The 8,024-nt window shown below is 36.9% G+C and carries 8 protein-coding genes and 2 pseudogenes; 7 read left to right on the top strand and 3 right to left on the bottom strand.

What is annotated here, in order from left to right:
• The first annotated feature begins 33 nt into the window (after window positions 1-33).
• Entirely contained in the window at window positions 34-327 is a 294-nt protein-coding gene (locus HMPREF9088_RS10460) for a hypothetical protein (protein WP_007209221.1), read from the top strand.
• A gap of 91 nt (window positions 328-418) precedes the next feature.
• Here the strand turns inward: HMPREF9088_RS10460 and HMPREF9088_RS10455 are convergent.
• From HMPREF9088_RS10455 to HMPREF9088_RS10440, 3 genes and pseudogenes are all read right to left on the bottom strand, one after another.
• Window positions 419-1,528 (bottom strand): annotated as a pseudogene (locus HMPREF9088_RS10455) (IS3-like element IS981 family transposase).
• Between the two features lie 58 nt (window positions 1,529-1,586).
• Window positions 1,587-1,871, bottom strand: a pseudogene (locus HMPREF9088_RS10445) (HAD family hydrolase); the annotation flags it as partial.
• Window positions 1,872-1,875: 4 nt separating this feature from the next.
• The gene (locus tag HMPREF9088_RS10440; RefSeq protein WP_007209218.1) at window positions 1,876-2,643 is read right to left on the bottom strand and encodes a DeoR/GlpR family DNA-binding transcription regulator; all 768 of its coding nucleotides are present in this window, start codon (window positions 2,641-2,643) and stop codon (window positions 1,876-1,878) included.
• Window positions 2,644-3,132: 489 nt separating this feature from the next.
• Here HMPREF9088_RS10440 and lacA point away from each other — a divergent pair, with 489 nt between their 5' ends.
• The 6 genes from lacA to HMPREF9088_RS10410 form a co-directional block, all read left to right on the top strand.
• Window positions 3,133-3,558: a galactose-6-phosphate isomerase subunit LacA gene (lacA, locus tag HMPREF9088_RS10435; RefSeq protein ID WP_007209216.1), complete on the top strand. Its 426-nt coding sequence runs from the start codon at window positions 3,133-3,135 to the stop codon at window positions 3,556-3,558.
• Between the two features lie 16 nt (window positions 3,559-3,574).
• The gene (lacB, locus tag HMPREF9088_RS10430; protein WP_007209215.1) at window positions 3,575-4,090 is read left to right on the top strand and encodes a galactose-6-phosphate isomerase subunit LacB; all 516 of its coding nucleotides are present in this window, start codon (window positions 3,575-3,577) and stop codon (window positions 4,088-4,090) included.
• Between the two features lie 10 nt (window positions 4,091-4,100).
• Window positions 4,101-5,033: a tagatose-6-phosphate kinase gene (gene lacC, locus HMPREF9088_RS10425; RefSeq protein ID WP_007209214.1), complete on the top strand. Its 933-nt coding sequence runs from the start codon at window positions 4,101-4,103 to the stop codon at window positions 5,031-5,033.
• A gap of 2 nt (window positions 5,034-5,035) precedes the next feature.
• Complete coding sequence (gene lacD, locus HMPREF9088_RS10420; RefSeq protein WP_007209213.1) at window positions 5,036-6,016, top strand: tagatose-bisphosphate aldolase; 981 nt, start codon at window positions 5,036-5,038, stop codon at window positions 6,014-6,016.
• A gap of 27 nt (window positions 6,017-6,043) precedes the next feature.
• Window positions 6,044-6,361, top strand: coding sequence for a PTS lactose/cellobiose transporter subunit IIA (locus tag HMPREF9088_RS10415; protein WP_007209212.1), 318 nt, complete (start codon window positions 6,044-6,046; stop codon window positions 6,359-6,361).
• On the top strand, window positions 6,361-8,024 hold a 1,664-nt coding region (locus HMPREF9088_RS10410; protein WP_007209211.1), incomplete at its 3' end, for a lactose-specific PTS transporter subunit EIIC. The genes HMPREF9088_RS10415 and HMPREF9088_RS10410, both read left to right, overlap by 1 nt.

Raw genomic sequence — 8,024 nt, 5'->3', positions numbered from 1 at the left:
CCCAAGAAGAAGAAAGAGCAGGTGGATTGATGAATGATTGAGGAGGAAATAGCTGAGCTTAATAGGATCAAAGAATGGGCTGTTAATTTGAAAATCTATTATGGTATTCTGATTCTTTCTTTTATTACGGCCGGATTAGTTTCTCTTTTATTGGTTCTTTTATCGTTATGGACGAATCTGCTGCTATTTTTATATTTACTCTTACTGTTTTTCATAGGAGTAGGGGGAGTAGCATCTGCTATTCTTGATCATTATAAGTGGTCGCTATTTAGAGCTATTTTTTATAGGAGATTGGATAGGCTACAATTAACTAGACAGAAAAATTAAGGTGTGTAGACTATAAGAAAACATACCAGGAGGAATTTGACGTTAAGTCAAGTTTTTAGAGTAACAAACGTAGAATTTTAATCTATTTATTTTAAGCACTTACCTTTTCAAATTGATTAGGTGTAAGATACCCTAAACTTTGATGGATTCGTTTTGAATTATAAAAGGCTTCGATGTACTAGAAAATACTCTGATAGGCTTCTTCAAAGTTCTTATATTTAAATTGATACACCCACTCTCTTTTTAAATGTCCATGCCAAGATTCAAGACTGGCATTATGATAAGGGTATCCCCTTCGACTGAAAGAGTGAGCCATCCCATAATACTTAAGTAACTCTTCATACTCTAGACTCGTATACTGGCTTCCTTGGTCAGAATGAAGAATAACAGCTTCTGGATAGTCTTGTGATTTAATGGCCTTATTTAAAGTTCTTTGCACTAATTCTACAGTCATTCGCTTGCCCAAATCCCAAGCAATGACTTTTTTAGTATAACGATCCATAATGGTTGAGAGATAAGCCCATCCTTGTTGAGTAGGAATATAAGTAATGTCGGTTGACCAAACCTTATTTTTCTTTGTAGGTTCAGTCTGTATGAGATTTTTTCGATTGATGTGATCACTTAGTGAGTATCCAGGCTTAAATTTCTTAATGACTACAGACTTGAGTTGAAGTTGCTTCATTAGCTTCTGTACCAGTTTTAACCCGACTTTTTCCCCTTGTTTAAGTAGAAGATGATGAATTTTAGGAGCACCATAGATTCCTCGGTCAGCATTGAAGAGTTGAGAAATTTTGAGTGACAGGTATTGTCTCCTTAATTGAGTTTTAGATGGATGTCGGTTAATCCGTTCATAATAACTTGATTCAGGAACATCAAGGAGTTGACAGCTTAGTCTGACATTGAGTGCTAAAGTTTGTATGGTTTGAGCCATATCCGCAGCACTCACTTCTTTTTCTCGGCGAATATGGTCAATACTTTTTTTAAGATGTCTCGTTCTTCCTTAACTTTAGCCAGTTGTCTTTTTAATTCTAGAAAATCAGCTTTAGAGACGGAGCTTTCATTAGATTTAGAGTAGAGGTCTATCCATTTATAAATTGTTGCAGGGGCCACGTCGTATTCTTTACAGCTGGGTGACGGATTGACCAGAATGATAGAAGGCGATAAGGGTTTCTTTAAATTCTTTTGAGTAGCGTTTTTTCATGTTTTTGTCCTTTGTCTAAATTATACAATAGTGACTCTAAGATTTAAGGATAACATTATTCATAGTCAGCTTGGAAGTCTAGAGCTTCTGTCCTAGAAATACTATCGATGCCAAATTCTTCTATAGTCTTCTGACAGCGAAAAATTCTAAGCTGCTCAATACTGATGAATTTTTTCGTGTATTTAGGAAAAGCAACATCAGACCAATATCTGAAACGTTTGTAAATGTTATCTATTTGTTGGATATCAAGCGTCGGAAAACATTTCTCAACGCTACGTTTAAAGGGGAGTTGATGGTCATAAAGAGTGCCATCAAGTTCAAAAACAATATTTTTATAAGTCATAATTCTAGTCCGCTTTTAAAATAGTAGTGTACTGGCTAAATTCCTCTAAGTGTTGAGGGCTAATCTGGTTATCTGTAACGATGGTATCGAGTTGATCTAGATTATAGAAGTTAAAGAAATCGTATCGATCGAATTTAGTACTGTCTACTAATAAGAATTTTTCTATAGCATTGTTTAGGGCAAGTTGTTGAATCACACCTTCCTTGTCACTATATGTAGCAATAGAATTATGGGTAACAGCATTTGCACTAACAAAAGCTTTGGCAAATCTCATTGCTTTTAAATTTGTCGAAGCCATTGAACCTACAAAAGCTCCAGTTATTTCTCTATATTCACCGCCAAGAAGCAATAAATCAATGGTTTCGCTATCATTTAGAATCAAGAACACAGGAAGACTATTTGTAATGACACGAATTTTATAACCTTTACGACCTTTCAATTCTAATGCCAGTTGTTCAAGTGTAGTTCCGGGTCCAATAAAAACAGTATCGCCATCTTTGATTAAAGAGCAGGCTTTTTTAGCAATGTCAATTTTTTCTTTTGTATTTAGACTTTTCTTCTCGATATGTGTCTTTTCAAGTGGCTTTTTAGAGGAAAGCAATTGTGCACCACCATGAGTACGTGTTAAAAGTCCATCAGCTTCTAGAGTATCAAGGTCTCTACGGGCTGTCATATCGGAAATATCTAGTTCATCTATTATTTCTTTTATGGTTATGGTCCCATCAATCTTTAACATATCTAAAATTTTTTCTAATCGTCGTTTTTTGTTCATATGAAGACTCTTCTTTCATAAAGTAATTTTTTTCCAAAGATAATTTTCTTTTAATTGTATCATAAAAGACAATATTTTTAAGGTAAAACAAACAATTTCAAATAAAAACAAACGTTAGATGATGAAATAAGAATAGAGGATTGACGTATATTAGCTTAGGTCAGATTTTGTATAAGACGAAAATAAAGTAGGACCTCTTAATCAGTAAGTTATAGAAAGTAAAAGACTTTTGTAATACTTGAATAGATATTTCACGTCCATTTTGTGATGGATTAAATGAACAAAAATGAACAATAATTCAACGGTGTTATCTATTTTAAAAAAAACAAATAAAAAAATAAACAAAAAATAAACAAAAATCGTTGTTTTTTGTTTGAATGTTTGATATTATATAAACAAAGAAATGATGAAAACGTTTTTTCGAACGTTTTGTAAAATGTTTTCTACTTCTACGTAGCATTTCTTTCTAAAATTTAGGAGGTGGTCAAAATGGCCATTGTTGTTGGTGCAGATCTCAAAGGTACGAGATTAAAAGATGTTGTGAAAAATTTTCTTGTAGAAGAAGGTTTTGAGGTAATTGATGTGACTAAGGACGGACAAGATTTTGTTGATGTTACCTTGGCAGTTTCCTCTGAAGTAAATAAAGATGAGCAAAACTTAGGTATTGTAATTGATGCTTATGGAGCTGGTCCATTCATGGTAGCAACTAAAATTAAAGGTATGGTTGCAGCAGAAGTTTCAGATGAACGCTCAGCTTATATGACACGTGGACATAACAATGCACGAATGATTACGGTTGGCGCTGAAATCGTCGGTGATGAGCTTGCTAAAAACATCGCTAAAGGTTTTGTTAATGGTAAATATGATGGCGGACGTCATCAAATCCGTGTAGATATGCTTAACAAGATGTGTTAAGAAAGGGAGTTAAGGAATGAGAATCGCAATTGGATGTGACCACATTGTCACAGATGAAAAAATGGCAGTATCAGAATTCTTGAAATCAAAAGGACATGAGGTCCTTGATTTCGGGACATATGACCACGCACGTACTCACTACCCTATCTATGGTAAAAAAGTCGGTGAAGCAGTAGTAAGTGGTCAAGCAGACTTGGGAGTATGTATCTGTGGTACAGGTGTCGGCATTAACAATGCAGTCAATAAAGTTCCAGGTGTTCGCTCAGCGTTGGTTCGCGATATGACATCAGCTCTATATGCAAAAGAAGAGTTAAATGCGAATGTTATCGGTTTCGGTGGAATGATTACTGGTGGTCTTCTTATGAATGACATCATTGAAGCTTTCATTGAAGCTGAGTACAAACCAACAGAAGAAAATAAAAAATTGATTGCAAAAATCGAACACGTTGAAACACATAATGCACATCAAGCAGATGAAGATTTCTTTACAGAATTCCTTGAGAAATGGGACCGTGGTGACTACCACGATTAAGGTATAACAAATGATTCTGACAGTCACACTAAATCCTTCAGTAGACATCTCTTATCCTCTAGAAACATTGAAAATTGATACAGTGAATAGGGTGAAAGATGTTAGTAAGACAGCTGGTGGAAAAGGCTTAAATGTTACTAGAGTCTTGTATGAATCTGGTGATAAAGTTACTGCTACAGGTTTCTTAGGTGGTAAAATTGGTGAATTTATTGAAAGCGAATTAGAACAATCTCCTGTTAGTCCAGCTTTTTATAAAATCTCAGGAAACACTAGAAACTGTATTGCTATCTTACACGAGGGTAACCAAACAGAAATTTTGGAACAAGGACCAACAATTTCTCATGAAGAAGCAGAAGGCTTTCTTGACCACTATAGCAATCTTATTAAACAATCAGAAGTTGTGACAATTTCTGGAAGTTTACCTTCAGGACTTCCCAACGATTATTATGAAAAACTTATCCAACTTGCTTCGGATGAAGGAGTAGCAGTCGTTTTGGATTGTTCAGGTGCACCTCTTGAAACAGTTCTAAAATCGTCGGCTAAACCTACTGCCATCAAACCTAATAATGAGGAACTTTCACAGTTGCTTGGAAAAGAAGTAACAAAAGATATTGAAGAACTCAAAGGCGTTCTTAAAGAGTCACTTTTTAGTGGTATCGAATGGATAGTGGTCTCATTAGGTCGAAACGGTGCCTTTGCAAAACATGGTGATGTTTTCTATAAGGTAGATATTCCTGATATCCCAGTTGTAAATCCAGTCGGATCAGGGGACTCAACGGTAGCTGGTATTGCATCAGCTTTAAATAGTAAAAAAAGTGACGCTGACTTATTAAAACATGCGATGACATTGGGTATGTTAAATGCTCAAGAAACAATGACAGGGCATGTGAATATGACTAATTACGAAACACTAAACTCACAAATTGAAGTAAAAGAGGTATAAAAATGGTACTTACAGAACAGAAACGCAAATCTTTGGAAAAAATTTCAGATAAAAACGGTGTTATCTCAGCTTTGGCATTTGACCAACGTGGTGCTTTGAAACGTTTGATGGCACAGTATCAAGATACAGAACCAACTGTAGCTCAAATGGAAGAACTAAAGGTTTTGGTTGCTGATGAACTTACAAAATACGCTTCTTCAATGTTGCTTGACCCTGAATATGGACTTCCAGCAACAAAAGCATTGGATAAAGAAGCAGGTCTTCTTCTTGCCTATGAAAAAACAGGTTATGATACATCAAGTACAAAACGTTTGCCTGACTGCTTGGATGTTTGGTCTGCAAAACGTATCAAAGAGCAAGGCGCTGATGCCGTTAAGTTCTTACTTTACTATGATGTAGACAGCTCAGATGAACTTAACCAACAAAAACAAGCTTATATTGAACGTGTTGGTTCTGAATGTGTCGGTGAAGATATTCCTTTCTTCTTGGAAATCCTTGCTTATGATGAAGAAATCTCAGATGCAGGTTCTGTTGAATATGCAAAAGTGAAACCTCGCAAAGTCATTGAAGCGATGAAAGTTTTCTCTGATCCACGCTTTAACATTGATGTTCTTAAAGTAGAAGTACCAGTTAACGTTAAATATGTCGAAGGTTTTGCTGATGGTGAAGTGGTTTACAGTAAAGCTGAAGCTGCTGACTTCTTTAAAGCACAAGAAGAAGCGACTAACCTTCCATACATCTACCTAAGTGCAGGTGTATCTGCTAAATTGTTCCAAGAAACATTGCAGTTTGCTCACGACTCAGGTGCCAAGTTTAATGGTGTGCTTTGTGGACGTGCTACTTGGGCGGGATCTGTAGAACCTTACATCAAAGAAGGTGAAAAAGCAGCACGTGAATGGTTGCGTACTACTGGATTCGAAAATATTGATGAACTTAACAAAGTTCTTGTTAAAACAGCTAGTCCATGGACTGATAAAGTATAGTAAAAACATAAAACGGAGGATATTGTTATGAACAGTGAAGAGATGACTCTCTTAGGGTTTGAAATTGTTGCTTATGCTGGAGATGCTCGCTCTAAACTTTTAGAAGCGCTTAAAGCGGCTGAAAATGGTGATTTCCCTAAGGCAGATAGTCTTGTAGTAGAAGCAGGAAGCTGTATTGCAGAGGCTCACAATTCTCAGACAGCTATGTTGGCTCGAGAAGCTTCTGGGGAGGAACTTCCATACAGCGTTACCATGATGCATGGTCAGGACCACTTAATGACTGCTATCTTATTAAAAGATATGATTCCTCACCTCATCGAACTTTATAAAAGGGGAACAAAATAATGCATAAACTCATTGAACTTATTGAGAAAGGGAAACCGTTCTTTGAAAAAATCTCTCGAAACATCTATCTTCGTGCTATTCGTGATGGATTTATCGCTGGTATGCCAGTCATCCTTTTCTCATCTATCTTTATCCTTATTGCCTATGTCCCAAATGCTTGGGGATTCCACTGGTCAAAAGACATTGAGACCTTCTTGATGACTCCTTATAGCTATTCGATGGGTATCCTAGCATTCTTTGTTGGTGGTACTACCGCTAAAGCTTTGACGGACTCAATGAACCGTGACCTACCTGCGACCAATCAGATTAACTTCTTATCTACGATGCTAGCATCTATGGTAGGGTTCCTTTTGATGGCAGCTGAGCCTGCAAAAGAAGGAGGCTTCTTGACAGCCTTCATGGGAACAAAAGGTCTTTTGACAGCATTTATTGCAGCCTTTGTGACAGTTAATGTTTACAAGGTCTGTGTGAAAAATAATGTTACTATTCGTATGCCTGAAGAGGTTCCACCAAATATCTCTCAAGTATTTAAAGACTTGATTCCATTCACTGTATCGGTTGTTCTCCTTTATGGACTTGAACTCATTGCTAAGGGAACTCTTGGTGTAACCGTTGCAGAATCAATCGGTACCCTTCTTGCTCCTCTCTTCTCAGCTGCAGATGGTTACCTTGGAATTACATTTATCTTTGGTGCTTATGCCTTCTTCTGGTTTGTTGGTATCCACGGTCCTTCAATTGTCGAACCAGCAATCGCTGCTATCACTTATGCCAATATCGATACCAACTTGCATCTTATCCAAGCTGGACAACATGCAGATAAAGTTATCACTTCTGGTACTCAAATGTTTATTGTTACCATGGGTGGAACAGGAGCTACATTGATTGTTCCATTCTTGTTCATGTGGGTTTGTAAATCAGAACGTAACCGTGCCATCGGACGTGCCTCAGTTGTTCCAACATTCTTTGGGGTTAATGAGCCAATCTTATTTGGTGCACCAATCGTATTGAATCCGATTTTCTTTGTACCTTTCATTTTCGCTCCGATTGCCAACGTTTGGATCTTTAAATTCTTTGTTGACACATTGAATATGAACTCATTCTCTGCCAACCTTCCATGGGTTACTCCTGGTCCTTTGGGAATTGTACTTGGTACTAACTTCCAAGTTCTATCATTTATCTTAGCCGGACTCTTGGTAGTTGTTGATACTATCATTTATTACCCATTTGTTAAGGCATACGATGACCAAATTCTTGAAGAAGAACGTTCTGGTAAAACAAACGATGCTCTTAAAGAAAAAGTAGCTGTAAACTTCAATACTGCTAAAGCAGATGCCGTTCTTGGAAAAGCAGGCGTTGCTAAAGAAGATGTAGCAGCAAACAATAATATCACAAAAGAAACTAATGTCCTTGTTCTTTGTGCAGGTGGAGGTACAAGTGGCTTGCTTGCCAATGCCTTGAACAAAGCAGCAGTAGAATACAATGTTCCAGTCAAAGCGGCAGCGGGTAGTTACGGTGCTCACCGTGAAATGTTGCCAGAGTTTGATTTGGTTATCTTGGCTCCACAGGTTGCTTCAAACTTCGATGATATGAAGGCTGAAACAGATAAATTGGGCATTAAACTTGCAAAAACTGAAGGAGCTCAATATATCAAATTGACACGTGA

Source organism: Enterococcus italicus DSM 15952 (genome assembly GCF_000185365.1).
Taxonomy (GTDB): domain Bacteria; phylum Bacillota; class Bacilli; order Lactobacillales; family Enterococcaceae; genus Enterococcus_G; species Enterococcus_G italicus.
The sequence above is the reverse complement of the archived record's forward strand: the minus strand, read 5'-3'. Positions and strand labels throughout refer to the sequence as shown.